At 73.3% G+C, this 25,750-nt stretch carries 19 protein-coding genes; 11 read left to right on the top strand and 8 right to left on the bottom strand.

The window, feature by feature from the left end:
* The first annotated feature begins 9 nt into the window (after positions 1 to 9).
* The 4 genes from ACN9MM_RS30360 to ACN9MM_RS30375 all read left to right on the top strand — a co-directional run bounded on the left by ACN9MM_RS30360 (position 10) and on the right by ACN9MM_RS30375 (position 7,654).
* Entirely contained in the window at positions 10 to 3,777 is a 3,768-nt protein-coding gene (locus tag ACN9MM_RS30360; RefSeq protein WP_426366903.1) for a S8 family serine peptidase, read from the top strand.
* 123 nt (positions 3,778 to 3,900) lie between these two features.
* Complete coding sequence (locus ACN9MM_RS30365) at positions 3,901 to 5,385, top strand: protein phosphatase 2C domain-containing protein (protein WP_426366904.1); 1,485 nt, start codon at positions 3,901 to 3,903, stop codon at positions 5,383 to 5,385.
* Between the two features lie 27 nt (positions 5,386 to 5,412).
* Positions 5,413 to 7,155 (top strand): pyruvate dehydrogenase, encoded by a 1,743-nt coding sequence (locus ACN9MM_RS30370; RefSeq protein WP_426366905.1) that lies wholly within the window; start codon positions 5,413 to 5,415, stop codon positions 7,153 to 7,155.
* Positions 7,156 to 7,204: 49 nt separating this feature from the next.
* Complete coding sequence (locus ACN9MM_RS30375; protein WP_426366906.1) at positions 7,205 to 7,654, top strand: ATP-binding protein; 450 nt, start codon at positions 7,205 to 7,207, stop codon at positions 7,652 to 7,654.
* A 36-nt stretch (positions 7,655 to 7,690) separates the two neighbouring features.
* On the opposite strand, the gene ACN9MM_RS30380 is transcribed toward ACN9MM_RS30375, so the two are convergent.
* Positions 7,691 to 8,803: a DUF2637 domain-containing protein gene (locus ACN9MM_RS30380; protein ID WP_426366907.1), complete on the bottom strand. Its 1,113-nt coding sequence runs from the start codon at positions 8,801 to 8,803 to the stop codon at positions 7,691 to 7,693.
* Between the two features lie 195 nt (positions 8,804 to 8,998).
* Positions 8,999 to 9,865: a (2Fe-2S)-binding protein gene (locus ACN9MM_RS30385; RefSeq protein WP_426366908.1), complete on the bottom strand. Its 867-nt coding sequence runs from the start codon at positions 9,863 to 9,865 to the stop codon at positions 8,999 to 9,001.
* Between the two features lie 195 nt (positions 9,866 to 10,060).
* On the opposite strand from ACN9MM_RS30385, the gene ACN9MM_RS30390 reads away from it, so the two are divergent.
* Together ACN9MM_RS30390 and ACN9MM_RS30395 are read left to right on the top strand one after the other, a co-directional pair.
* Entirely contained in the window at positions 10,061 to 10,930 is an 870-nt protein-coding gene (locus ACN9MM_RS30390) for a GntR family transcriptional regulator (RefSeq protein WP_426366909.1), read from the top strand.
* Between the two features lie 64 nt (positions 10,931 to 10,994).
* Positions 10,995 to 12,644 carry a WD40 repeat domain-containing protein gene (locus tag ACN9MM_RS30395; protein ID WP_426366910.1) on the top strand — a complete coding sequence of 550 codons (1,650 nt, stop codon included), beginning with the start codon at positions 10,995 to 10,997 and terminating at the stop codon, positions 12,642 to 12,644.
* A gap of 50 nt (positions 12,645 to 12,694) precedes the next feature.
* On the opposite strand, the gene ACN9MM_RS30400 is transcribed toward ACN9MM_RS30395, so the two are convergent.
* Both ACN9MM_RS30400 and ACN9MM_RS30405 read right to left on the bottom strand, forming a co-directional pair.
* Entirely contained in the window at positions 12,695 to 13,498 is an 804-nt protein-coding gene (locus tag ACN9MM_RS30400; RefSeq protein ID WP_382866562.1) for a hypothetical protein, read from the bottom strand.
* A gap of 469 nt (positions 13,499 to 13,967) precedes the next feature.
* A complete protein-coding gene (locus tag ACN9MM_RS30405) occupies positions 13,968 to 15,662 on the bottom strand; it encodes a PucR family transcriptional regulator (RefSeq protein WP_426366911.1) in 1,695 nt (564 codons plus the stop codon).
* A 305-nt stretch (positions 15,663 to 15,967) separates the two neighbouring features.
* On the opposite strand from ACN9MM_RS30405, the gene ACN9MM_RS30410 reads away from it, so the two are divergent.
* From ACN9MM_RS30410 to ACN9MM_RS30430, 5 genes are all read left to right on the top strand, one after another.
* Entirely contained in the window at positions 15,968 to 16,858 is an 891-nt protein-coding gene (locus ACN9MM_RS30410) for an FAD binding domain-containing protein (RefSeq protein ID WP_426366912.1), read from the top strand.
* Positions 16,859 to 16,860: 2 nt separating this feature from the next.
* Positions 16,861 to 17,454 (top strand): (2Fe-2S)-binding protein, encoded by a 594-nt coding sequence (locus ACN9MM_RS30415; RefSeq protein WP_382866554.1) that lies wholly within the window; start codon positions 16,861 to 16,863, stop codon positions 17,452 to 17,454.
* A 2-nt stretch (positions 17,455 to 17,456) separates the two neighbouring features.
* Entirely contained in the window at positions 17,457 to 19,856 is a 2,400-nt protein-coding gene (gene pucD / locus ACN9MM_RS30420; RefSeq protein ID WP_426366913.1) for a xanthine dehydrogenase subunit D, read from the top strand.
* Positions 19,857 to 20,132: 276 nt separating this feature from the next.
* Entirely contained in the window at positions 20,133 to 21,605 is a 1,473-nt protein-coding gene (locus ACN9MM_RS30425; RefSeq protein WP_426366914.1) for an NCS2 family permease, read from the top strand.
* A 41-nt stretch (positions 21,606 to 21,646) separates the two neighbouring features.
* The gene (locus tag ACN9MM_RS30430) at positions 21,647 to 22,783 is read left to right on the top strand and encodes an XdhC family protein (protein WP_426366915.1); all 1,137 of its coding nucleotides are present in this window, start codon (positions 21,647 to 21,649) and stop codon (positions 22,781 to 22,783) included.
* An 86-nt stretch (positions 22,784 to 22,869) separates the two neighbouring features.
* Here ACN9MM_RS30430 and ACN9MM_RS30435 read toward each other — a convergent pair whose 3' ends face one another.
* The 4 genes from ACN9MM_RS30435 to ACN9MM_RS30450 form a co-directional block, all read right to left on the bottom strand.
* Entirely contained in the window at positions 22,870 to 23,181 is a 312-nt protein-coding gene (locus ACN9MM_RS30435) for a hypothetical protein (RefSeq protein WP_426366916.1), read from the bottom strand.
* Positions 23,182 to 23,321: 140 nt separating this feature from the next.
* Complete coding sequence (locus tag ACN9MM_RS30440) at positions 23,322 to 24,632, bottom strand: ROK family protein (RefSeq protein ID WP_426366917.1); 1,311 nt, start codon at positions 24,630 to 24,632, stop codon at positions 23,322 to 23,324.
* 148 nt (positions 24,633 to 24,780) lie between these two features.
* Positions 24,781 to 25,023, bottom strand: a complete 243-nt coding sequence (locus ACN9MM_RS30445; protein ID WP_426366918.1) for a hypothetical protein — start codon at positions 25,021 to 25,023, stop codon at positions 24,781 to 24,783.
* Entirely contained in the window at positions 25,020 to 25,655 is a 636-nt protein-coding gene (locus ACN9MM_RS30450; protein ID WP_426368863.1) for a TNT domain-containing protein, read from the bottom strand. The genes ACN9MM_RS30445 and ACN9MM_RS30450 overlap by 4 nt, the downstream gene beginning before the upstream one ends.
* Positions 25,656 to 25,750: the final 95 nt, after the last annotated feature.

The following is a 25,750-nucleotide window of genomic DNA, read 5'->3' on the forward strand; positions in this document are numbered from 1 at the left end:
GGGAGAGCGATGCGCCCGATTTCGCGTACGGCCCTGGGGGCGGCGACCGCCGTCGTCCTGGCCGTCACCGCGGTCGCGCCGTCCATGGCCGATGAGCCGCAGGACGACACGGCCGGCAAGCGACCGCTGGTCGGCAGCGAGGCCTCGGCCCGCGCCGGCGACGGAGCCAGGACCGCCACGGTGACCCTGGTCACCGGCGACCGCGTCCTGGTCACCCGCGACGCCGAAGGGAACCCGGCGGCCACGGCTCTGCCCCGCGAGGACGGGACCGTCCCCCTGGTCCAGACCCGCCGTTCAGGCCAGGACCTGTACGTCTACCCCGAGGACGCCACCGCCGCGCTCGCCGCCGGGCGCGTCGACGAGGAGCTCTTCAACGTCACCGGCCTGATCCGCCAGGGCTACGACGACGCCGCCACCACGACCCTGCCCCTGATCGCGGTCTACGGCTCCGACCTCGCCCGCTCCGTCCCCGCCGCCCCCCGCGGCGCCCGGCGCGGACAGGTCCTCAAGGCCGTCGACGGCGTCGCGCTCAAGACGGACAAGAAGCAGGCCGCCACCTTCTGGGCCGAGATCAGCGCCCCGGCCGCCCGCTCCGCCTCCGGCCTGAAGAAGCTCTGGCTCGACCGCAAGGTCGAGGCCACCCTGGAGCAGTCGACGAAGCAGATCCACGCCCCCGAGGCCTGGGCCGCCGGCTACGACGGCAAGGGAACCAAGGTCGCCGTCCTCGACACCGGCGCCGACGCCGAGCACCCCGACCTCAAGGGCCGCATCGTCGCCTCGGAGAACTTCACCGACTCCGACACCACCGACGACCACCAGGGCCACGGCACCCACACCATCTCCACCGTCGGCGGCTCCGGCGCCGCGAGCGACGGCAAGAAGAAGGGCGTCGCCCCCGGCGCGGACCTCCTCAACGGCAAGGTCCTCAACGACTCGGGCTCCGGCGCCGCCTCCTGGATCATCGCGGGCATGGAATGGGCCGTCGCCCAGGGCGCCGACGTCGTCTCCATGAGCCTCGGCAGCCCCGTACCCACCGACTGCACCGACCCGATGAGCGTCGCCGCCGAGGAACTCGCCCAGAACGAGGGCACGCTGTTCGTCATCGCCGCCGGCAACTCGGGCCCCACGCTCAACACGGTCTCCTCGCCCGGCTGCGCGCCCAGCGTGCTCACCGTCGGCGCCACCGACCGCGACGACTCCACCGCCTGGTTCTCCAGCCGCGGCCCGACGATCGTCAACCACACCCTCAAGCCCGAGATAGCCGCGCCCGGCGTCGGCATCTCCGCCGCCGCGGCCGGCGGCCGGGGCATGTACGCGTACCAGTCCATGTCCGGTACGTCGATGGCCACCCCGCACGTCGCGGGCGCCGCCGCCATCGTCAAGCAGCGCCACCCCGACTGGACCGCCCAGCAGGTCAAGTCCGCGCTCGTCGCCTCCGCCGACAGCGGGGTCCCCGGCGACGTCCGCGAGGTCGGCGGCGGCCGCCTCGACGTCAAGGCCGCCATCGACCAGACCGTCCTCGGCGCCCCCGCCGTCCAGGGCGGCACCTTCGACTGGCCGCAGGACAAGAGCGACCGCACCACGGTCTCCGTGCCGTACACCAACACCACCGACGCCCCGGTCACCCTGAACCTGGCCGTCGAGAAGGTCACCGGCAACGACGGCTCCGCCGTCCGGTCGACCGTCGCCCGCCTGGGGAAGCGCACCGTCACCGTCCCGGCCGGCGCCACCGTCCAGGTCCCGCTCGACCTCGCCCCCGACGCCCGCCTGGAGCGTGCCCAGTACGGCGACGTCACCGGCCGCGTCGTGGCCACCGGCAAGGGCGGCGTCCACGTCTCCACCCCGTTCTCCCTCTACGTGGAGCCCGAGACCGTCACCCTGCGCGTCAAGCTGATCGACCGCCAGGGCAAGCCGGCCGACGGCGCCTCCTCCCTCGACGTCATCGGCACCGACACCGCCAGCGGTGAGCGCCGCTTCAACGAGGGCGCCGCCGACCAGGTCTACCGCCTGCGCCCCGGCAGCTACTTCCTCTCCTCCTTCGTCGCCACGCCCGACGCGGGCGAGGGTGCCACGCTGAACGACTCGCTCACCTACCTCGGCCGCCCGCAGGTCGAGCTCAAGAAGGACACGACGGTCGTCCTCGACGCCCGCAAGGCCCACGAGCTGTCGGTGAAGACCGACAAGGCCTCCGAACTCCGCGGTGCCACCCTCGCGTTCGCCCGCTCCTGGGACGACTTCTGGCTCCACTCCGGAACCGCCACGGGCCCGCGCACCATCCGCGGCTACTACGCCTCGGTCGAAGGCGCCGCGGACGAGGGCGACTTCGAGTTCGGCAGCTACTGGCGGACCGCCGCCCCGCAGATCACCTCGATGCGCACCGCCGACGGCCTCACCCTGCACCCGCTGACCGCCTCCCTCGGATCCGACAACCTCGACGGCACGGGCTCCGCCCGCCTCGTCGACGCCGGAACGGGCACGCCGGACGAGCTCAAGGCCGCCGGGGTCCAGGGCCGCATCGCCCTCGTCCGGCTCCCGGACGACTCCACCAGCGCGGGCACCCTCGCCCGGAACGCCAAGGCCGCCGGCGCCGTCGCCGTCGTCACGTACCACTCGGCCCCCGGCCGCTGGTACCCGACCGGAGGCTTCACCGGCCTCGGCCTGCCCGCTCTCTCCGTCCCGTCCACGGAGGCGACCGCGCTCCTCGGCAAGCTGGCGGCCGGCGAGGTCACCCTCGCGTGGAAGGCCACCGCGAAGAGCCCCTACCTCTACAACCTGGCCTTCCCCGAGACCGGCGCGATCCGCACCGACAAGGACTACCGGGTCCGCGACGACCGCCTCGGCCGCACGGACTCGACCTACGGCTCGGCCGGCGTCACCACCGACTTCACGGACTTCCCGGCCGCCTACCGGCCGAACGGCGTCGCCGTCTCCTTCGGCTCGCTGGAGACCGTCCCCGCGCCCGGCACCCGCACCGAGTACTACTCCGCCGGTGACACCACCTGGCAGCAGATGGTCAACAGCAGCTTCCCGTTCGGGGAGATCATGATCGGCACCCGCCACGCCTACAAGGCCGGCGAGAAGCGCACCGAGAAGTGGTACGACGGCGTCATCGCCCCCACCGCGCCGCGCGACACCACCGGAGAGCCCGTCCTCGTCTCCGAGCGCCAGGGCAACCTCATCGGCTTCGCGAACGCCATGTGGGGCGACAGCACCCACCACGCCGAGCCCGGTTCCTTCGGCGACATCGGCAGCGTGAGCCTCCGCCGCGACGGCGAGCTCATCGGCGAGAGCGGCTGGCCGTTCGGTGTCTTCGAGGTACCGGCCGAAGCCGGGACGTACACGCTCGAACAGAACACCATGAAGATCGGCAGCAAGGTGTGGGCCCGCTCCACGTCCGTCAACTCGGTGTGGAAATTCACCTCCAAGCTTGACGAGAGCGTCTATTCTCAGGGCATCCCGATTATCTTCCCCCGGTACGACCTTCCGGAGGACGGACTCAAGACCCTCGCCGCGACCGACGGCCAGCACATCGGCCTCACCGCGACGGGTCACGCGGGCTACACGCCCGCGGCGCTCACCTCGGCGAAGCTCTCGTACTCCTACGACGGGGGTACGACCTGGACCGAAGCGCAGGTGTCCCAGCAGGGCGCCGACTGGACCGCGACCGTGAACCACGCGGGCGCGACCGGCAAGCAGGTCACGCTGAGGACCGAACTGACGGACGCCAACGGCAACTCCGTCACCCAGACCGTGGTCCGCGCCTACGACGTGCGCTGATCACGACGGTCCGCCGGGCGTCCTTCCCGTGGGGGGTGGGGTCGCCCGGCGGACCACCCATTTGCAGCAACGGTTTTCCTGATGTCCCGTTTTCGGGCGCCGTACGCGGTGGACAATAAGGGCATGACTCAGCAGGGGGACAACTGGTGGGACAAGCTCTACGACGAGTCGGCGCCGGACACGGCCCCGACGGTCTCGGGTGACACGCTCGACGACCACTTCGACACGACACCCCGCTCGGTGCCGGGCCGGGTGCCGGCACAGGATCCGGCACCACCGGGCCCCGCGGCGCCGCACGCGACCGCCGCACCACCGGCGCCCCGGCCCCCGAGCACCCCACAGCCGCCCGTGCCGCCCGTGCCGCCCGCGGCCCCACCGGCCCCGGTGCCGCCGGCCCCGGCGCCGCCCACGCTCCCGGTAGCGCCACCGCCCGCGGCCCCGCCCGTGGCCGCGTCCGGGCCCGCGCCCTGGGAGGTGCCCGAGGGTGCCGGTCCCCGGACCTTCGCGGCGCCGCCGCCCCCGGTAGACCCGGTCGTCGAGACGCCCACCGTCCAGGTGCCACGGGAGCCCGAGCCCGAGGGGCCCGGCCCCCACGACCTCACCGTCGAGGTCCCGGTGCCCCGGCCCAGGACCGGCTTCGTCGGCAGCAGGCCGCCCACCTACGAGCCCGAGCCCACCGCGCTGCCCGTCGCCCGCCCCGGCGAGCTCGCCGAGCTGGTCGCCGACACCGTCCTCGACGGCGCCCGCTACGGCACCTGCACCCTGCGCGCCGCCTCCGTACGCGGCGACTCCGCCCGCTACCGGGGCGAACCCCGCCGCGACGCCCTGCTCACCGCCCGCTTCGGCCACGACGAGACCGCGCTCGTCCTCGTCGCCGTGGCGGCGGGCTCCCGCGCCGCCGAGGACGCCCACCTCGCCGCCGCCGACGCCTGCCACTGGATCGCCGAAGCCGTCTGCCGCAGCCACGCCCGGCTCTCCGAGGACATCAGGTCCGGCCGCCGCGGCGACCTCAAGTCCGGGCTGCACCGGCTCACCGACCGGACCTACGGCAAGCTGCGGGCCCGCGCCGCCGAGCGGGGCCTCGCCCCCGACGAGTACAGCGCGACCCTCCGCTGCCTCCTCCTCCCGGCCGACCCCGAGTGCCGCACCCGGGTCTTCTTCGGCATCGGCGGCGGCGGTCTCTTCCGGCTCCGGGACGGCTCCTGGCAGGACCTCGAACCGCTCCTGCCGGAACCGGCCGCCGTCACCGGCGCCCCCGTCGTCGGCTTCGGCTCGCCGCCCCCCGTCCAGGAGGCGACCGAGGAGGGGGACAGGCTCACCATGGACCTCGGCATCACCACCGCGCCGCCGCTCGTCGAGGCCCCCGTCCCGCCCCCCGCCGAGCCGTTCCGCTTCCGCGCCTCCGTGGCCCGCGCCGGCGACACCCTCCTCCTCGCCTCGCCCGGCCTCGCCGAGCCGATGCGCGGCGAACCCGCCCTCGCCCACGAGCTCGCCGCCCGCTGGGCGGACGCCGAGCCGCCCGGTCTCGCCGCCTTCCTCGCCGACACCCAGCTGAGGGTGACGGGCTACGCCGATGACCGTACGGGGGTGGCCGTCTGGGAGGCGTAACCCGCCGCGCCGTGTGTTGATGGAGCCATGGCCAAGCAGAACGTGGCGGAACAGTTCGTCGACATCCTCGTCCGCGCCGGCGTCCGGCGGCTGTACGGAGTGGTGGGCGACAGCCTGAACCCGGTCGTCGACGCGATCCGCCGTACCCGCGCGATCGACTGGATCCAGGTGCGCCACGAGGAGACCGCCGCCTTCGCGGCGGGCGCCGAGGCCCAGATCACCGGCGGCCTCGCCGCCTGCGCGGGCTCCTGCGGGCCCGGCAACCTCCACCTCATCAACGGCCTGTACGACGCCCACCGCTCCATGGCCCCGGTCCTGGCGCTCGCCTCGCACATCCCGTCCAGCGAGATCGGCCTCTCGTACTTCCAGGAGACCCACCCCGACCAGCTGTTCCGCGAGTGCAGCCACTACAGCGAACTCATCTCCAACCCGAAGCAGATGCCCCGGCTGGTCCACACGGCGATCCAGCACGCCGTCGGCCGCGGCGGCGTCAGCGTCGTCTCGCTGCCCGGAGACGTCGCCTCCCAGCCGGCCCCGGAGAAGTCCGCGGAGACCGCGCTCGTCACCACCCGGCCCACCGTCCGCCCCGGGGACGCCGAGATCGACGCCCTCGTCCGGATGATCGACGCCGCCGACCGCGTGACGCTCTTCTGCGGCAGCGGCACGGCGGGGGCGCACCCCGAGGTGATGCAGTTCGCCGAGCGGATCAAGGCCCCGGTCGGCCACGCCCTGCGCGGCAAGGAGTGGATCCAGTACGACAATCCGTACGACGTCGGCATGAGTGGTCTGCTCGGGTACGGCGCCGCCTACGAGGCCACGCACGAGTGCGATCTGCTGATCCTGCTCGGCACCGACTTCCCGTACAACGCCTTCCTGCCCGACGACGTGAAGATCGTGCAGGTGGACGTCCGGCCCGAGCACCTCGGCCGCCGCTCCCGGCTCGACCTGGCCGTCTGGGGGGACGTCCGCGAGACCCTGCGGTGCGTCGTCCCGCGGGTCCGGGCCAGGAGCGACCGCCGCTTCCTCGACAAGATGCTGAAGAAGCACGCCGACGCGCTGGAGGGCGTCGTCAAGGCGTACACCCGCAAGGTCGAGAAGCACGTCCCGGTCCACCCGGAGTACGTCGCCTCCGTCGTCGACGAACTCGCCGACGACGACGCGGTCTTCACGGTCGACACCGGCATGTGCAACGTCTGGGCGGCCCGCTACCTCTCGCCCAACGGGCGGCGCAGGATCATCGGTTCGTTCAGTCACGGCTCCATGGCGAACGCCCTGCCGCAGGCGATCGGCGCCCAGTTCACCGACCGGAACCGCCAGGTCGTCTCGCTCTCCGGCGACGGAGGCTTCTCGATGCTGATGGGCGACTTCCTGACCCTCGTCCAGTACGACCTGCCCGTGAAGGTCGTCCTCTTCAACAACTCCTCGCTCGGCATGGTCGAGCTGGAGATGCTGGTCTCCGGACTCCCCTCGTACGGCACGACGAACAAGAACCCGGACTTCGCCGCCGTCGCCCGCGCCGCCGGGGCCTACGGCGTCCGCGTCGAGAAGCCCAAACACCTCGCGGGAGCCCTCAAGGACGCCTTCCGGCACAAGGGTCCCGCCCTGGTCGACGTCGTCACCGACCCCAACGCGCTGTCCATCCCGCCGAAGATCAGCGCGGACATGGTGACCGGCTTCGCGCTCTCCGCCGGAAAGATCGTCCTGGACGGGGGAGTGGGCCGGATGCTCCAGATGGCCCGTTCCAACCTGCGGAACGTGCCCCGACCCTGAGCGGTGTCCGGAAAGCCCCACCTCATGAATGCGGACGGTGATGCGGGGCATGCATCCCCGTGAGCCTGTTCGACGCGACCTGTGGGTGGGGGATATGGCCGGGGAGGCACGACAGCCGACTCAACTGCTCAGAAAGGTGGGATGCGCGGATCTCACCGCGGTGCCGGAGGTGCGACACGCCCTGCGTGAAATGCTGCGGAAATGGGGCGGACCGGGCGCCTCCGACGTGGCCGAGCTGCTCACCAGCGAACTGGTGACCAACGCCCTGGTCCACACCGAGCACGGGGCCGTCGTGACCGCGACGGTCGTCCCGGAGCAGCTCCGGGTCGAGGTCCGTGACTTCGTGCCCGGACTGGAGCGGCCGCGCGTACCGCCCGCCGACGACGGTACGAACGGCAGGGGACTCGTCCTCGTCCAGGCGCTCGCCGACTCCTGGGGCGTCGAGGACCATGGGGTGGGCAAGGTGGTGTGGTTCGAACTGAACGGCGGGGCCGCCTGAGAGGCGGCCCCGCCGTCCGTCCGTGTCTTTCCGCGCTCAGCCGAACTGCTGCTCCAGGTCCTTGAGCTTGCGCTCCAGGGAGTCGAGACGGGGCAGCGCCTGGGTGTCGTCCTCGGCGGTGAGGTCCACCGTCCGGGACTCGCCGGGGCGGGGCTCATCGCCCCTGACGGCTTGCAGGGAGGGCCGGGGTCGAAGCGGCAGCTGTCCGGGGTCCGCTATGGCGGGCTCCGCGACGGCGGCCTGCACGGCCGTCGTCGCGGAGCCCGAACCGCCGCCCGCACCCGGGCCGGGTCCCGCACCGGCCGGGGCGTTCAGCGCCGCCATCTCGACCTGGCGCCCGCCGCCGCGGCCGAGCCCGAAGGCCCGGTGCTGACGGTTGATCGCCTTGAGCCTCGCCCGGTCCAGCTTGACCTGGTCGCGCCGGCGGAGCCGGTTCTGCTCCTTCTCCCGCCGGTCCTCGCGCACCTCGTCGACCGCCTCGTCCAGGGTCCGTACGCCCTCCAGGAGCATCAGCGACCAGGCCGCGAAGGTCTCCCGGGGAGCCCTCAGCCACCGCACGATCCGGATCTGCGGCAGTGGACGGGGCACCAGGCCCTGCTCGCGCAGCGCCGCCCTCCGGGTCTGCTTCAGCGCCCGGTCGAAGAGGACCGCCGCCGAGAGGGACATGCCCGCGAAGAAGTGCGGAGCCCCGTCGTGGCCCATGCCACGCGGTGCGTGGACCCAGTTGAACCAGGCCGCCGCGCCCGCGAACAGCCAGACGAGCAGGCGCGAGCCGAGGGCCGCGTCGCCGTGGCTGGCCTCGCGGACCGCGAGCACCGAGCAGAACATGGCGGCGCCGTCGAGGCCGAAGGGGACGAGGTACTCCCAGCCCCCGGCGAGGTTCAGGTTCTGCCGTCCGAAGCCCACGAGGCCGTGGAAGGAGAGCGCCGCCGCGACGGCCGCGCAGAGGAAGAGCAGCCCGTACGAGGCGAATCCGTAGACGGCCTCCTTGCGTCTGCGGCGCTCCTCGCTGCGTTCCCAGGAGTCGTCGGCCGCGGCCTGGTCACCGGCGCGCTTCCCGCGCGCGAGCACCGCCACCGCCGTCAGGACCCCGGCCACCATCACGCCGCCCGGAAGCAGCCAGTCCAGCGATATGTCGGTCAGTCTCATGCGGTGTCCCTTGCATCGCAGTAGGGCGTTTGGCGGCCCATACTGGCCGACCCCGCGCGGCGCTCAAGGGGTTTCCGGGCAAGAGCACGCCATCGGGGTCGCGGGACATACGAATAGGTGTGATCTGGCCGAACACCCTTGCAGGGGAAGGGAACTGAGTTCGATTTACGTCACTCGTACGGGTGGCGTAAGGCGTCAGGCCGTAGCGGCCAGTCGGCGGACCCGCTCGGCGTCGCAGGTGCGCGGGCAGGTGAGGCAGGTGTCCTCGGGACGCAGGGTGTAGAAGAAGCAGCAGGTGGCCCGGTCGCGGGTGGCGCGCGGCGCGCCGTCCGCCCCCTCGGCGCCCGCCAGCTCGCGGAAGCCCGCCCCGCCCGCGTACGGCTTGTACGGCTTGGGGGTGCCCGGCAGGAGGAGTTCGAGCTCGGCCATCGCCCGCGGCTCCTCGCCGAGCAGGGCCGCGACGTACCAGAGGCCCTCGACGATCTCGTCCGTGGCCATCCCCCACAGGGCCCGGCGGCCGCGCCGCATCCGGGACCCGAAACCGTCGAGGACGGCCTCGAAGTGCTCGGCGAGCGACGCGCGCACCTCGGCCCGCAGCGCCTCCTCGTCGGCGACGACCCGGGCGCCGGGCAGGGCGGCCGCGGGGTCGTCCGGCAGGCAGGCGAACTCCTCCACCCGGACCGCCATGCGGCCGAGTGCCCGCTGGAAGGACACGTTGCGGACGGGCAGCCGGGGCACCCGGCGGTCCAGGAACCAGGGGACGGTGACGAGGAGACAGGCGGGCCAGGCGTACCGGTGCAGTCCGAAGCTCGCGACGACGTCGGGGCGGGCCCGCGCGCCGTAGTCGCGCAGCACCTGCGCGTCGTCCCAGGCGAGGAAGGCGTCGAGGCCGGGGCCGCCGGCCGCGAGCTCCTCCGCGCCGACCCAGCCCGCGCCGCGCGGCAGCCGCTCGCCCGGGACGGCTTCGTCGGTGCGCAGGCCGGGGAAGGCCTCGGCGAGCCGGGCGTAGGAGGCGGCGACGGGCGAGGTGAGGGACGTGGGCGACAGAGCGGGGACGGTCATGCGGACCACCGAATCGCGAGCGCTGGCAGGTTAGCCTTACCTTACCCGATTCGGGGTGGCGTCTCACCACCGGAGAACCCCTCCCACCTGCGGGGCAGCCCGTATGCCCCGGATGTCGGTCCGTTCGCCTATGGTGCACAGAGGACCCGGGCGACGCGAGCCGGGCCCGGCACGAGGCCGCAGGAGGGGACCCGGGTGGAGCAGGGGGCAGCGCGCGAGCGGGCGACGGAGAGACCGTCCCCGCCCTTCGGCGACGCCGCACGAGCGGAGTCCGCGCCGCAGGAGACCCGACCGGAACCCGTGCGGCAGGAGTCCGTACGCCGGGAGTCCCCGTTCCCGGAGTCGTACGCCGACTCCCCGCGGGTGCCCGAGCAGGCACGCGGCGCCGAGTACGCGCGGGGCGAGCACACCCACGGCGAACCGGCGGCCCCCGGCCCCCGGACCGTGCGCCGGCACTCCGTCCGCGGCCAGATCCTCGAAGCCCTCCGCACCGCCCTCGTCGGCGGCGAGCTCCGTCCCGGCGAGGTGTACTCCGCCCCCGCCCTCGCCGAGCGCTTCGGCGTCTCCGCCACCCCCGTCCGCGAGGCCATGCAGCGCCTCGCCGTCGAGGGGGCCGTCGAGGTCGTGCCGAACCGCGGCTTCCGCGTCACCGAGCGCACCCCCCGCGAGCTCGCCGAGCTCGCCGAGGTCCGCGCGCTCATCGAGGTCCCCGTCATGCTGCGCCTCGCCCGCACCGTCCCCGCCGCCCGCTGGGCCGAGCTCCGGCCGCTCGCGGAGGCGACCTCGACCGCCGCCGCCCGGGGCGACCGCGCCCACTACGCCGAGGCCGACCGCGCCTTCCACCGGGCCGTCCTCTCCCTCGCGGGGAACGACCAGCTGCTCGCCGTCGCCGACGACCTCCACCGCCGCTCCCAGTGGCCCCTGATCAGCGCCCCCGCCCTCCGCCACGGCGTCCTCGTCGCCGACGCGGCCGAGCACACCGCCCTGCTCGACGCCCTGATCGCCCAGGACCTGACGGTCGTCCAGACCTTGGTACGAGAGCACTTCACCGGATCGGAGTCGTGAGCCTCCCGGACGACTAAGGTCGAAGGCGTCAGCCGCCCGTACCGCGTCGCCCGTGAGGTGTCCCATGCCGTCCGCGAGCCCGTCCCCGGCCGGGGACGGTACGGAAGCCGAGGCCGCCCTCCTCGGCTGGCTCACCGATCCCGACGCGCCCCGGCTCTGCCTCGTCACCGGCGCCCCCGGTAGCGGCAAGACGGCCCTCCTCGGCTGGCTCGCCGTCCACGGTGCGCGCTCCGGCCGCACCCGTCGCCGCACCGCGCGGATGCTGGTCCCGCTCGCCGGGCAGAGCGCGCTCGGCGCGGCCTGGACGATCGCCGACCGCCTCGGTGTCGTCGCCCGCTCGCCCGGTGACCTCGTCCACGCCCTCGCCACCAGCGAGGCGCGGCCCGCCGGCCGGGCCGTGCTCCTCCTCACGGACCTCCACGCCGCCGCCGAACCCGCCGCGCTCACGCGGCTCATCGCCGAGCTCGCCGGCGTCGGCCGGATCCGCCTCGTGGTCGAGGCCCGGAGCGGCACCCCGGCCCCCGCCGTCCTGCGCGCCGAGGGCCGGGTCACCGTCGTCGACCTCGACGGCGAACCCGAGACCGCCGACGGCGCCGCCGCGCGGCCGGCCCCGCCGCTGCCCGATCTCTCCGACCCGAAGGCCGTCTGCGCGGCCGACCCGCTGCTCGTCACCACGGCGTACGTCACCGGCGCCGCGCTCGCCGGGGTGCCCGGCACCCTCGACGGACCCGAGCCGTCCGCCAGGCCCGGCGAGGTCACCGCCGACGAGCACGGCGGGCTCCGGACCGCCTGGATGCGTGCCGGCCAGTCGCTCTGCCGCGAACAGGCCCCGGCCGAAAGGGCGTTGGTCCTCCTCGCCGCGCTCGGCGACGGCGCCGACCCCCGGCTCCGCCCCGCGCTCGCCGCCCTCGCGCACGGCGCGCCCTGGCGGGTCCGGTGGGCCCGGCACCGCGGCGACCTCAACCCGCCCTGGCCGGGACCGGTCACCGTGCTCGGCGCGGCGGGCGGCCCCCTGGAGGGAACCCTCCTCGTCGGCGACCCCACCGGCACCGTACGGCTGCTCCACGAGGCCGACGCGAGCCCCGCCGGGCGCCTCGCGCACACCGTGCCCGGCCGGATCACCGCGCTCGCGCCCGCTCCCGACGGCACGGTGCTGCTCCTGGACGACCGGGGCCGGCTGCACGCCGTACGGGGAACGGCGCCCCGGCCCCCGTACCTGGAGCGGCTCACCGAGGCGGTCTCGGCGACCCTGGCCCGCCACCCGGGCACGGCCCTCGCGGCGATCGCGGGCTCGGTGGTGGTGGGGGACCGGCTGGGCTCCGTCCACGCCTTCGGTCTGACGGGTCTTCACCAGTCGGCCTCGCACAGCGGCCGGGTCACGGCCGTCGCCGCGGTCGAGTCCGAGACCCCGTTCGTCTGCTCCGGAGGCGCCGACGGGAGCGTCCGCGTCTGGACGCCCGGCCGCGACACCCGCCCCGAGCCCCTCGCCGAACGCCCCTCGCCGGTGGTCTCGCTGCACGCGACGGAGACCCCGAACGGGCCGCTGGTCGCGGCGGCCTGGGCCGACGGCCTCGTCGAACTCCACCGGCCGGAGGGCGGCCCGACGCTCTCCTTCCGCCCGGGTCCTCCGGTCCGCGCGGTCGCCGTCACCGGCGCCGGCTCCCTCCTCGTCGGAACCGACGACAGCCTGGTGTGTCTCGCGCCCAGGTCCTGAGCACCGCGGCTCGGTGAGAGACCGTCACCGAGCCGCGGAGCGCGGGGACTTCAGGTTGCCGCCCGGGGTGTCAGCTGGGCCGACAGCCAGGTCGGGACGCCGCCGAGCAGCTGGAAGAGACGCCTCGCCTCGGCACGCAGACGGCCCGCCTCCGGTTCGGTCTCCGTGGTCGCCAGGGCCGTGAGCGCCGGGGCCGTGCCGACCAGGTAGCCCAGCTCCTCGCGGATCCGCAGGGACTCCGTGAAACCGTGCCGCGCCTCCGCCAACTCGCCCTCACGCAGGGCGAGTCCGGCGAGGTGCCGCCAGGTGAACGACAGCAGGAGCGAGTCGCCCTGCGCGGTCGCCCCGGCGTGCGCCCTGCGGTACGCGGCGCGGGCCGCCTGCGGGGAGTCGCCGAGGTTCTGGGCGATGAGTCCGCGCCGGAAGTCCAGGAGCGGCCGCCCGGTGGCGGAGGGGGCGATCAGGGCCGCCGCCCTGCCCAGCGCCATCCGGGCTTCGTCGGCCCGGTCGCGTACGCCCAACAACGTGGAGGCGTAGGCGAGATAGCCGCGTTCACAGGCCGCGGCCCCGCGTTCCTCGTCGGTGCCGGCCACCGCCTCGGCCGCCCGCAGCGCCTCCTCCGCGTCGGCCCATCCCTTCTCCGTGTAGAGGCAGCGCTCGATGAGCAGCGCGGCCCGTTCGAGTGCGGCCGCCGGTTCGGCGGCGTGCGGCGCGAGCAGCGCCGCCGCGTCCGTCCAGCAACCTCGGGAGCGGAGCCGCCATATGGCGGTCTCCACGGGAGTCTCCTTGCCGTAGGCGAGGGACGGATCTTCGCCACCCCTTGATTCGGAATTAGACATGGCGGTATCCGCCACATTGCCCTCCCCGAGCGCGCCATTGAGCTGTTGAGTAGGACGGCATCTCAGCACGAACGGGAGCACCCGGCCAAGGGGTCGGGTGAAAAATTTCACAAACTCGGGTCGGGGCGGGGAGCCTCGTCCCGACCCGCTCCGACGGCTCCGCGGACCGCCGTCCGGCCCGTGATCAAGCCGGTGATCAGGCCCGGGCCCGGTCCGCGGGAGCCGATGGCGAAGGCCCGCCGGGGGCCCGGACGCCACCCCTCCGGACTCGCCCGAAGGAGTGAATCGTCAGGGCCCCTGACGGGCCTCGGGGTGTTCGACTCGGCTCAGCTGCTCAGCTGCTCAGCCCGGCGCACTCGGCTCGGCTCGTTCGTCCGGCGCACCGCTCGGCTCGGCCGTCCAGCGCACCGCTCGGCTCGGCCGCCCGGCCGCTCAGGCCCGCCCGATCGCATCCGCTCGGCCAGGCCCGCCCGGCCTCTCCCGCTCAGCTCATCCGCAGCGCGAGGAAGAAGTCGAGCTTGTCCTCCAGGCGGGAGAGATCGCGGCCGGTGAGCTGCTCGATCCGGCCCACCCGGTAGCGCAGCGTGTTCACGTGCAGGTGGAGGCGGGTCGCACAGCGGGTCCAGGAGCCGTCGCAGTCCAGGAAGGCCTCCAGGGTCGGGATGAGCTCGGCCCGGTGGCGCCGGTCGTAGTCGCGCAGCGGGTCGAGCAGGCGGGCCGTGAAGGCGCGCCGCACGTCGTCCGGGACGAACGGCAGCAGCAGGACGTGCGAGGCCAGCTCGTGGTGCCCCGCGGCGCAGACCCGGCCCGGGCGTGCGGCGGCCACCCGGCGGGCGTGCCTGGCCTCCTCCAGGGCCCCGCGCAGGCCCTCCGCCGAGTGCACGGCCGCGCTCACGCCCAGCGTGAGGCGCCCGTCGTCCGCGAGGCCCGAGGAGAGCGGAGCCCGTACGGAGGCGAGCAGCGCGTCCGCGTGCAGACCGAGGGCGGGGGCCGGGCCCTCGTCCTCGCTCTCCGGCAGCGGGCCCGCGGCGAGCGGGACCAGCGCGATCGCCTCGTCGCCGCTGTGCGCGACCGCGATCCGGTCGGCCGACTCGGCACCGACGGTCGCCGGGTCGACGAGGACCTCCTCCAGGAGCGCCTGCGCGACCGGCCCGCTGTCCACGGGGGCCTGACCGGCCTCCTGCTCCCACTCCACGCGGGCGACGACCACCTGCCAGTGCGGGGCCGCGCCGAGCCCGGGCAGCAGCACCGGGGCGGCGACCCGCAGCCGGGCCGCGATCTCGGCGGGCGCGGCGCCCGCCTGGACCAGCTCCAGGACCTCCTGGGCGAGCCGGCGACGCACCGTGCGGGCCGCGTCGCGGCGGTCCCGCTCGACGGCGATCAGCTGGGTCACGCCCTGGAGCAGGTCCAGCCGGGCGGCGGGCCAGTCCCCGGCGTCCGCCTCGACGGCGAGCAGCCAGTCCGACAGGACCGTCTCGCGCACGTCCCGGGAGGCGGGCGCGGCGCCCCGGCCGGTGTTGCGGATCGGGAAGAGCGAGTACGTGGCCCCGGCGATGCTCAGCCGGTGCGGGCCGCGCCGGCCGGTCCGGGTCGCCGCCAGGTGCTCACCGGCCAGGGTGGCCGCGAGGCCGGCCTCCAGGGGCTCTCCGGCGCCCGCGATCTGGCGGCCGGTGGGGGAGAGGACCCAGGCCCGGAGGTCCAGGTCGGAGCCGAGGAGGTCGAGGACGACCTCGGGCCCGCCGCCCGCGGGGCCGGAGGTCATGAGCCGCCGGTGCCGGTCGACGACGGCCGCCAGGTCGCCGGCCCGCTCGCCGGAGACCTGTCGAACAACATGTTCGGTGATCGTCGCGAACGCAACGGACTCGTTCACAGCGAACAGGGGGAGCCGGTGGCGCAAACACGCCTCTACGAGATCGTCGGGGATGTCACCGAGCTCGGCCTCGCCCGCGGCCAGCGCGGCCACTCCGGCCGAGGCCAGGATCCGGACGAAGGGCTCGGCGTCGGCCGGGTCCGTCCGCCAGGCGAGGCCGGTGAGCACCAGCTCTCCGCCGGACAGGTACCGGCTGGGGTCCTTGAGGTCGGTCGTCATGACGCCTCGGACGGTTCGGTCCAGCTCGTCGTCGCCGCCGAGCAGGCGCAGCCCGAGCGCGTCGTTCTCCAGCAGTGCGCGCAGCCGCATCGTGTCGCCGCCGTTCCTTCGTTCGGTGATGGTGGGTGTCGCGTTGTCGACGGTGGGGTGGTGTCACCGTTTCCAGGGGGAAACAGCGAGGTATCCGTTTCCCGCCTTTCGTTCGAATCTACAAGACGACCATGGGCACCAGCGAACTCCTTCATGTTTTCGGTGACTGCACCCGGGCGAGTGTGGCTTGTGTACTAGGCCACACACCGCGTGAACAGCACATGAACACGATGTCGAGGGCCGGCCGTCCCCCCGGACCCACTAGCTCGACCCCCGATCACCAGAATCACTAGAAGAGAGCCACCATGGACTTCCTTCGCCCCGCCAGCTGGGAGGAGGCGCTCGCCGCCAAGGCCGAGCACCCCACGGCCGTGCCCATCGCCGGTGGTACCGACGTCATGGTCGAGATCAACTTCGACCACCGGCGCCCCGAGTACCTCCTGGACCTGAACCGTATCGAGCTGTTGCGCGAGTGGGAGGTCGGCGAGGAGAACGTCCGCCTCGGCGCCTCCGTCCCGTACACGCAGATCATGGAGAACCTGCGCGCAGAGCTCCCGGGTCTGGCGCTGGCCTCGCACACGGTCGCCTCCCCGCAGATCCGTAACCGCGGCGGCGTCGGCGGCAACCTCGGCACCGCGTCGCCCGCCGGCGACGCGCACCCGGCGCTGCTCGCCGCGGGCGCCGAGGTCGAGGTCGAGTCGGTGCGCGGCAACCGCTTCATCCCGATCGACGCGTTCTACACCGGCGTGAAGCGCAACGCGCTCGAGCCCGACGAGCTCATCAAGACCGTCCACGTCAAGAAGGCGGACGGCCCCCAGCAGTACTCCAAGGTCGGCACCCGCAACGCGATGGTCATCGCCGTCTGCGCCTTCGGCCTGGCCCTGCATCCGGAGACCCGGACCGTGCGCACCGGCATCGGCTCCGCCGCGCCGACCCCCATCCGCGCCAAGGAGGCCGAGGCCTTCCTGAACGCGGCTCTGGAGGAGGGCGGCTTCTGGGACAACGGCAAGATCATCACCCCGTCGATCGCCAAGCAGTTCGCCGACCTCTGCTCGGCCGCCGCCAACCCGATCGACGACGTCCGCGGCACCGCCAAGTACCGGCGCCACGCCGTGGGCATCATGGCTCGCCGCCAGCTCGGCTGGACCTGGGAGCAGTACCGCGGCGCCGGCCGCACGCTTGAGGGAGCTGCATAACCATGCGCGTCAATTTCACGGTCAACGGTCGTCCGCAGGAAGCCGACGACGTCTGGGAGGGCGAGTCCCTCCTCTACGTTCTGCGTGAGCGCCTGGGTCTGCCCGGCTCCAAGAACGCGTGCGAGCAGGGCGAGTGCGGTTCCTGCACCGTCCGTCTCGACGGCGTGCCGGTCTGCTCGTGTCTGGTCGCCGCCGGTCAGGTCGAGGGCCGCGAGGTCGTCACCGTCGAGGGTCTGGCGGAGTACGCCAAGGAGCGCGAGGCGCACGGCGGTTGCGCGACCGGTGCCTGCGGCACCTCGGTCGACGCCGCCAAGAAGTGGCAGGCCAAGCCGCAGGACTCGCAGACCGGCGAGGGTGTCGAACTCTCCCCGATCCAGCAGGCGTTCATCGACGCCGGCGCCGTCCAGTGCGGCTTCTGCACCCCCGGCCTGCTCGTCGCGGCCGACGAGATGCTGGAGCGCAACCCGTCCCCGACGGACGCGGACATCCGCGAGGCGCTCTCCGGCAACCTCTGCCGCTGCACCGGTTACGAGAAGATCCTCGACGCGGTCCGCCTCGCGGCCGCTCGCCAGGAGCGTCAGGGAGAGGCGGTCTGACGATGGCTCAGAACACACGCACGACTCCGGTGGGCACGCCCACCGACGTCACCCAGAACCACGTCAAGGGCGGCATCGGCGAGTCCACGCTCCGCCCGGACGGCACCCTCAAGGTCACCGGCGAGTTCGCCTACTCCTCGGACATGTGGCACGAGGACATGCTGTGGGGCCAGATCCTGCGCTCCACCGTCGCGCACGCCGAGATCGTGTCCATCGACACCTCCGAGGCCCTCACGATGGACGGCGTCTACGCCGTGCTGACCCACGAGGACCTGCCGGCCGCGAAGAACTACGGCATGGAGTTCCAGGACACCCCGGTCCTCGCCTACGGCAAGGTCCGCCACCACGGTGAGCCCGTCGCCCTCGTGGCCGCCGACCACCCGGAGACCGCCCGCCGCGCCGCCGCGAAGATCAAGATCGAGTACCGGGAGCTCCCGGTCATCACGGACGAGGCCTCCGCTCTCGCTCCGGACGCGATCCTGGTCCACGAGAACCGCGACGACCACCACTCGGGCCACGTCCCGCACCCGAACATCGTGCACCGTCAGCCGATCATCCGCGGCAACGCGGACGAGGCCGCCAAGCGCGCCGACGTCATCGTCAAGGGCGAGTACACCTTCGGCATGCAGGACCAGGCCTTCCTCGGTCCCGAGTCCGGGCTCGCCGTACCGTCCGAGGACGGCGGCGTCGACCTGTACGTCGCCACCCAGTGGCTGCACTCGGACCTCAAGCAGATCGCCCCCTGCCTCGGCCTGCCCGAGGAGAAGGTCCGCATGACCATGGCGGGTGTCGGCGGCGCCTTCGGCGGCCGCGAGGACATCTCCATGCAGATCCTCGCCTCCGTCCTCGCCCTGCGCACCGGCAAGCCGGTCAAGATGGTCTACAACCGGTACGAGTCCTTCTTCGGGCACGTCCACCGGCACCCGGCGAAGCTGTACTACGAGCACGGCGCCACCAAGGACGGCAAGCTCACGCACATGAAGTGCAAGATCGTGCTCGACGGCGGCGCGTACGCGTCGTCCACGGCCTCGGTCGTCGGCAACGCCTCCTCCCTCTCGGTCGGCCCGTACGTCATCGAGGACGTCGAGATCGAGGCGATCGGCCTCTACACCAACAACCCGCCCTGCGGCGCCATGCGCGGCTTCGGCGCGGTCCAGGCCTGCTTCGCCTACGAGGCGCAGATGGACAAGCTCGCGGCCAAGCTGGGCATGGACCCGGTGGAGCTGCGCCAGCTCAACGCCATGGAGCAGGGCACGATCATGCCGACCGGCCAGGTCGTGGACTCGCCGGCCCCGGTCGCCGAGCTGCTGCGCCGGGTCAAGGCCCGCCCGATGCCGCCGGAGCGCCAGTGGGAGACCGCCGGCGAGAGCGCGGACGTCCGCGCGCTGCCGGGCGGCCTGTCCAACACCTCGCACGGCGAGGGTGTCGTGCGGGGCGTCGGCTACGCCGTCGGCATCAAGAACGTCGGCTTCTCCGAGGGCTTCGACGACTACTCGACCGCCAAGATCCGCATCGAGGTCATCAACGGCGAGGCCGTCGCCACGGTCCACACCGCCATGGCGGAGGTCGGCCAGGGCGGCGTCACGATCCACGCGCAGATCGCCCGTACCGAGCTCGGTGTCCAGCAGGTCACCATCCACCCCGCGGACACGCAGGTGGGCTCGGCCGGTTCGACCTCCGCGGGCCGCCAGACGTACATGACCGGCGGCGCCATCAAGAACTCCTGCGAGATCGTCCGCGAGAAGGTCCTGGAGATCGGCCGGCGCAAGTTCGGCTCGTACCACCCGGCGTGGGCCAACGCCGAACTCCTCCTGGAGGGCGGCAAGGTCGTCACCGACGGCGGCGAGGCCCTCGCCACCATCGCGGACGTCCTGGAGGACCAGGCCGTGGAGGTCGAGGAGGAGTGGCGCCACCGCCCCACCCAGGCCTTCGACCTCGTCACCGGCCAGGGCGACGGCCACGTCCAGTACGCCTTCGCCGCGCACCGCGCGGTGGTGGAGGTGGACACCGAGCTCGGCCTCGTCAAGGTCATCGAGCTGGCCTGCGCGCAGGACGTCGGCAAGGCGGTCAACCCGCTCTCCGTGGTCGGCCAGATCCAGGGTGGCACCACCCAGGGCCTGGGCGTCGCGGTGATGGAGGAGATCATCGTCGACCCCAAGACCGCGAAGGTGCGCAACCCCTCCTTCACGGACTACCTGATCCCGACCATCCTCGACACGCCGACCATCCCGGTCGACTACCTCGAGCTGGCCGACCCCAACGCGCCGTACGGCGTCCGGGGCATCGGGGAGGCCCCGACCCTGTCGTCCACCCCGGCCGTCCTCGCGGCGATCCGGGCGGCGACGGGCCTGGAGCTCAACAAGACGCCGGTCCGCCCCGAGGCGCTCACCGGCACCCTCTAGGACTCTCCGGGCGGTGTGTGCCTCCCAGGAACGTCACACTTCCCCCGCCCGCACCGCCCGGAGCATTCCCCCCCCACCGCGGCACCAGCACCACCGCAGTACCCGTGCAGTACCAGCACCACGCAGTACGGCAGTACCCGCATCACGGCAGTACCCCGTTCGTCTCGGGCCGTCCCCCGGGTCGTGCAGCCAACGAAATATCCCAAATCCCGCGGCTTTACGTCAGAGCTCAGAAGTCTGATGCGGGTGCCCCTTTGAACCTTGGGAGTAGGCCCCATGACCCAGTCGTCTGTGGAGCCCAAGACCGCCGCTGAGGACGCGGGCTCCGGCTCGCGCACCCCCGCCGGGCGCTCTTGGCTCGACCGGTACTTTCACATCTCGGAGAGAGGATCGACCGTCGCGACGGAGATCCGCGGCGGCATCACCACCTTCATGGCGATGGCGTACATTCTCCTGCTCAACCCGATCCTCCTGGGCGGCCCGGACGTCGACAAGCACGTCCTCGCCACCTCCGCCGTCATCACGGCGACCGCCTTCGCGGCGGCGGTGACCACTCTGCTGATGGGCTTCGTCGGCAAGGTCCCCCTCGTCCTCGCGGCGGGACTCAGCGTCTCCGGTGTGCTCGCGACCCAGGTCGTGCCGCAGATGACCTGGCCGCAGGCCATGGGCATGTGTGTCGTCTACGGTCTGGTGATCTGCCTCCTGGTGGTCACCGGTCTCCGCGAGATGATCATGAACGCGATCCCCCTGCCGCTCAAGCACGGCATCACCATCGGCATCGGCCTCTTCATCGCGCTGATCGGCTTCAACAAGGCCGGCTTCGTGGGCGCCGGTCCGCAGTTCGGCCCGCCCGTCACCATGGGCTCCGGCGGCGAGCTCGTCGGCTGGCCGGTCCTGATCTTCGCGGTCACCCTGCTCGCGATCTTCGCCCTCCAGGCCCGCAAGATCCCGGGCGCGATCCTCATCGGCATCGTCGCCGGCACGGTCATCTCCCTGATCGTCAACGCGGTCGCCGACATCCCGGCCAAGGGCCCGGGCTCCTGGGCCAACGGCGCCCCCGAGCTCAAGGGCAGCGCGGTCTCCAGCCCGGACTTCTCGCTCTTCGGTGACGTCTCCTTCGGCGGCTGGGGCGACGTCGGCTTCATCACCGTCGGCGTCATCGTCTTCACCCTGGTCCTCGCCGGCTTCTTCGACGCCATGGCGACCATCATCGGCGTCGGCACCGAGGCCAACCTCGCCGACGACAAGGGCCGGATGCCCGGCCTGTCCAAGGCGCTGTTCATCGACGGCGCGGGCGGCGCGATCGGCGGCGTCTCCGGCGCCTCCGGCCAGACCGTGTTCGTGGAGTCCGCCACCGGCGTCGGCGAGGGTGCCCGCACGGGCTTCTCCTCGGTCATCACCGGCCTGTTCTTCGCGGCCGCCATCTTCTTCACCCCGATCACCCAGATCGTGCCCCGTGAGGTCGGCTCCGCCGCCCTGGTCGTCATCGGCGCGATGATGATGATGAACGCCAAGCACGTGAACTGGGGCGACAGCTCCGTCGCCATCCCGGTCTTCCTGACCGTCGTGCTGATGCCGTTCACCTACAGCATCACCCCGGGCGTCGCGGCCGGCGTCATCGCCTTCACCGTCATCAAGGTGGCGCAGGGCAAGGCGCGCGAGGTGGGAGCGTTCATGTGGGCCCTGACCGCGATCTTCATCGTGTTCTTCGCCCTTCACCCGATCGAGGGTTGGCTGGGCGTCAGCTGACGCCCGACGAGCACCCTCCGTACACACCCAAGGAGACCGACATGCTGGACATCGCCGAAGAGCTGCACCGGTGGGTCGAGCAGGGACGTACCTTCGCCGTCGCCACCGTGGTGGCGGTCGGCGGCAGCGCGCCCCGGCAGCCGGGAGCCGCTCTCGCCGTCGACAGCGAGGGCACGGCGATCGGATCGGTCTCCGGCGGGTGTGTGGAGGGTGCGGTCTACGACCTGTGCGTCCAGGCCCTCGAAGACGGCAGGACGGTCGTCGAGACCTTCGGCTACAGCGACGAGGACGCCTTCGCGGTCGGTCTGACCTGCGGAGGCATCATCGACATCCTCGTCACCCCGGTCCGCGGCGGGGTCTTCCCCGCCGCGCTCGCGGCCGCCGCCACGGGGGAGGCGGCGGCCCTGGCCCGCATCGTCGGAGGCCCGGACGAGCTCATGGGGCGCGCCCTCCTCGTCCGCCCCGACGGCTCGTACGAGGGGAAGCTCGGCGGCCACCCCGAACTGGACCGCACCGCGGCCGGCGAGGCCCGGGCCATGCTCGACGCGGGCCGCACCGGGACCGTGGAGATCGGCGAGGACGGCAGCCGCTGCGGACAGCCGCTGACCCTGCTGGTCGAGTCCTCCGTCCCCGCCCCCCGCATGATCGTCTTCGGGGCCATCGACTTCGCCGCCGCCCTCGTCCGGGTCGGCAAGTTCCTCGGCTACCACGTCACCGTCTGCGACGCGCGGCCCGTCTTCGCGACGCCGGCCCGGTTCCCCGAGGCCGACGAGATCGTCGTCGACTGGCCCCACCGCTACCTGGCGTCGACCGAGGTCGACGCCCGGACCGTGCTCTGCGTCCTCACGCACGACGCCAAGTTCGACGTCCCCCTCCTCCGGGCCGCCCTAAGGCTTCCCGTCGCCTACATCGGCGCGATGGGCTCCCGCCGCACCCACGAGGACCGCAACGAGCGCCTCCGCGAGGTCGGCGTCACCGAACTCGAACTGGCCCGCCTGCGCTCCCCGATCGGCCTCGACCTCGGCGCGCGCACGCCGGAGGAGACCGCCCTCTCGATCGGCGCCGAGATCGTCGCCAACCGCCGAGGCGGCAGCGGCCTCTCCCTCACGGGCGCCCACACCCCGATCCACCACGACGTCCCCCGCGCACCGGACGGCCGCATAGGCTCCGTCGCGTAGGTCCGTCTCCCGGACCGCGAGGACGGCCTCGGCCGGATTCCTGTCGCGGACGCGCTCACCGCCGAAGACCCGACGCACGGAGGCCCCTACCGCCTCATCGCCCGCCCGGGGGCGGGCGGGACGGGCCTCGTCCACCTCGGCCGCTCCGACGACGGCCGTACGGTCGCGGTCAGGGTCGTCCAGCCCGAGTACGCCGCCCAGCCCGAGTTCCGCAGACGCTTCGCCCGCGAGGTGGCGGCCGCCCGGCGGGCGGCACCTGGACCGCGGACGTCCTCGACGCGGACACGGACACCGGGGCCGATGCCGCTCTTCGCCACCGTGGTCGCCCCGGGCCTCGGCGGGCACTCCGGCGCGGCCTCGGCGGCCGTCGTCACGGCCCAGACGCCGGATACCGGCATCGGTGCGGCGCTGGTCGGCGGCTGGGACGGACCGCCCTGGTGGGCGGTCCTCCTCCTGCTGCTCGCGGGCCTCGTCGCCGGCCTGACGGTGACGTACAGGTCGCCGCTTCCCGCGGTGGGTCAGCCGGATCGGCGCGCGCTCAGTGCGCCGCCCTGTCCCGTACGGTCGACGCCCACGCCGGCTGTTCCTCCACGGGCTCCGTCTCGGCCCGCCGGCCGCCCCGGGCGAAGAAGTCCGCGAGCGGCAGGATCGCCGCGCCGACGGTCACGGCGTCGGGGCCCAGGGTTCCCAGGCCGATGGTGACCCGGGCCGCGGGGTACTTCAGCGCGTACTCCGTGGCATGGCCCTTCACGGTCTGCAGGAAGCGGGCGCCGAGCTGGAGGCCCGCCCAGCCGCCGACGAGTATGCGCTCGGGCTGGAAGAGGTTGATGAGGTCGGCGAAGCCGGCCCCGAGGTACTCGGCGGTCTCCTCCAGGACTTCGAGGACCGTCGCGTCGGGCGCCGCCTCCGGGTCCGCCGGGTACGCGGCCGTCAGCATCGCCGTCAGGGCGGTCTCCTCGTCCGCGCCCGCCGGGGGCTCCCCGCCGGCCTCGCGCCACCGCTCCAGGAGGGCCTCGGCCCCGGCGTAGGCCTCCAGGCAGCCCCGGGCGCCGCAGCGGCAGCGGCGGCCCCGGACGCGTACCGTCAGATGACCCCATTCGAGCGCCTGGCCGGGCCCCATCGGGTCCGTGACCACACACGCGCCGACGCCCGATCCGAAGAGCACGACGACCGCGCTGCGCGCGCCGCGGCCGGCGCCGAACCACATCTCGGCCTGGCCGAGGGTCCTGGCGCCGTTGTCGATCCAGTACGGCACCGAGGCCGGGAGGTCCACGCGCGCGCGGAGCAGCCGCTCCAGCGGGACCGCGTCCCAGCCGATCGTCTGGCCGTGCACGACGGCGCCCTCCTCGGCGGTGCGGGCGACGATGCCGGGCACGCCCACGCCGACGCCGAGCAGGCGTTCGGCGGGGACGTCCGCCGTCCGCAGGACCTCCGCGATGCCGTCCCGGACGTGGTCCACGACGACTCCGACCTCGTACCGCTCGTGCGGGGTGGCGCCGTTCACGGCCAAGGGGCGTTCGGTGCGGGCGAGTTCGGTCAGGGTGAGGTCGAAGAGCTCGATCCGGACCCGGGTCTCGCCGACGTCCACACCGATCATGCAGCCGCTGCCGGGGGTGACCCGCAGCAGCGTACGGGGGCGTCCGCCGGCCGAGTCGACGCTGCCCGCCTCCTCCACGAGGCCCTCCGCGACGAGCTCGGCGACCACGTTGCTGACGGAGCCGGAGCTCAGCCCGGTGGCGGGACCCAGCGAGAAGCGGCTCAGGGGGCCGTCGAAGTACAGGCGCTGGAGGACGGCGGTGCGGTTCTCGCGTCGCAGGTCACGCACGGTGCGGCCGTTCCGCATGGTCACTTGGCCCCCAGGTGGAGTAGTCCTGACCGCAAGATACCGCTGCGAGGACCCTCGGCGCTCTCTTCTCTTTTAGTTTAAGTCACGATCTGAAATAAGCGGCCGCAGAGGCGCCGTCGCCTTCACCTCCTGAACGCGGCGGGCGTCCGCGCTACACGCCCAGCAGGCTCCGGAGGTGCGCGCAGGCATCCGCCTCCGAGTCGTGCGTGGCGACCGGCTCGTACGCGCCCCGCTCGTACACCCCGGTCTCCCAGCCGGGCCCGCCCGGCCTCGTCCGCAGATAGACGAAGTCGGGCGGGGTGGGCGCCGGTTCGTGGACGCCCTCGATCCAGTAGTACGCGGCGGGCACCGCGGCCTCCCGGAGTGCCCGCTCCAGCGTGTGGCGGTCGGTCACGCGGGGACGCGCACCAGATAGCCGTTGTCCAGCAGCCACTTCACGTTGAGGCGCTGCCCGTCGCCCGGGTTCAGGAACGCCGGGTCCAGCTTGATCTGGCGGCCGCCGCCCGGCTGCTCGAACCAGGGCGCGATGGAGCCCTCCCAGACGACGAAGCTCCTCGTCACCTTGTACAGGTGGTAGTCGCAGGGGAAGGCCGCGTCCCGGGTGTTGAGGTTCTGCGGCGGCAGCGCCCGCTTCGCGTAGGCGTCGCCGGCCGGGGCCAGGTAGCCGCCGAACTCCGAGCCGAAGCGGTCCAGGCGCTCGCCCTCCTCCAGGAGCTCGGGCGCCTTGTCGACGGTGCCGTTCACCTCGGCGAAGCCGTCGTTCGGCGGGTACTTCCAGCTGCCGGTGTCGGCCGGGCCCTCCCAGTACTTCGTGAGGAACGCGGCGGAGGACAGCCTCCCGGTCCGGTGGTAGCGGTTGAGCAGCGGGCCGACCGGCTCCTGCCACTTCTTCGGCAGGAACTTCGGGCCGAGCCGCTTGTCGCCCTCGAACTCCCCGGTGCAGGGGGCCGGGGGAGCGGCGACGGGCTTCCCGGCGGGCGCGGCCTGCGCCGCGGGGGCCGCGGCGAGGGCGGCGGTGACGCCCATGGCGGCGAGGACGGCACGGATCCTGAGGACGGTACGGCTGCGCTCCACGCGGAGGCTCCCTGGGGTGGGTGGGACGGCAGTGGCGCCGCACACAG

Origin of the sequence: Streptomyces sp. E-08 (assembly GCF_049913095.1) — a bacterium.
Classification (GTDB): Bacteria; Actinomycetota; Actinomycetes; order Streptomycetales; family Streptomycetaceae; genus Streptomyces.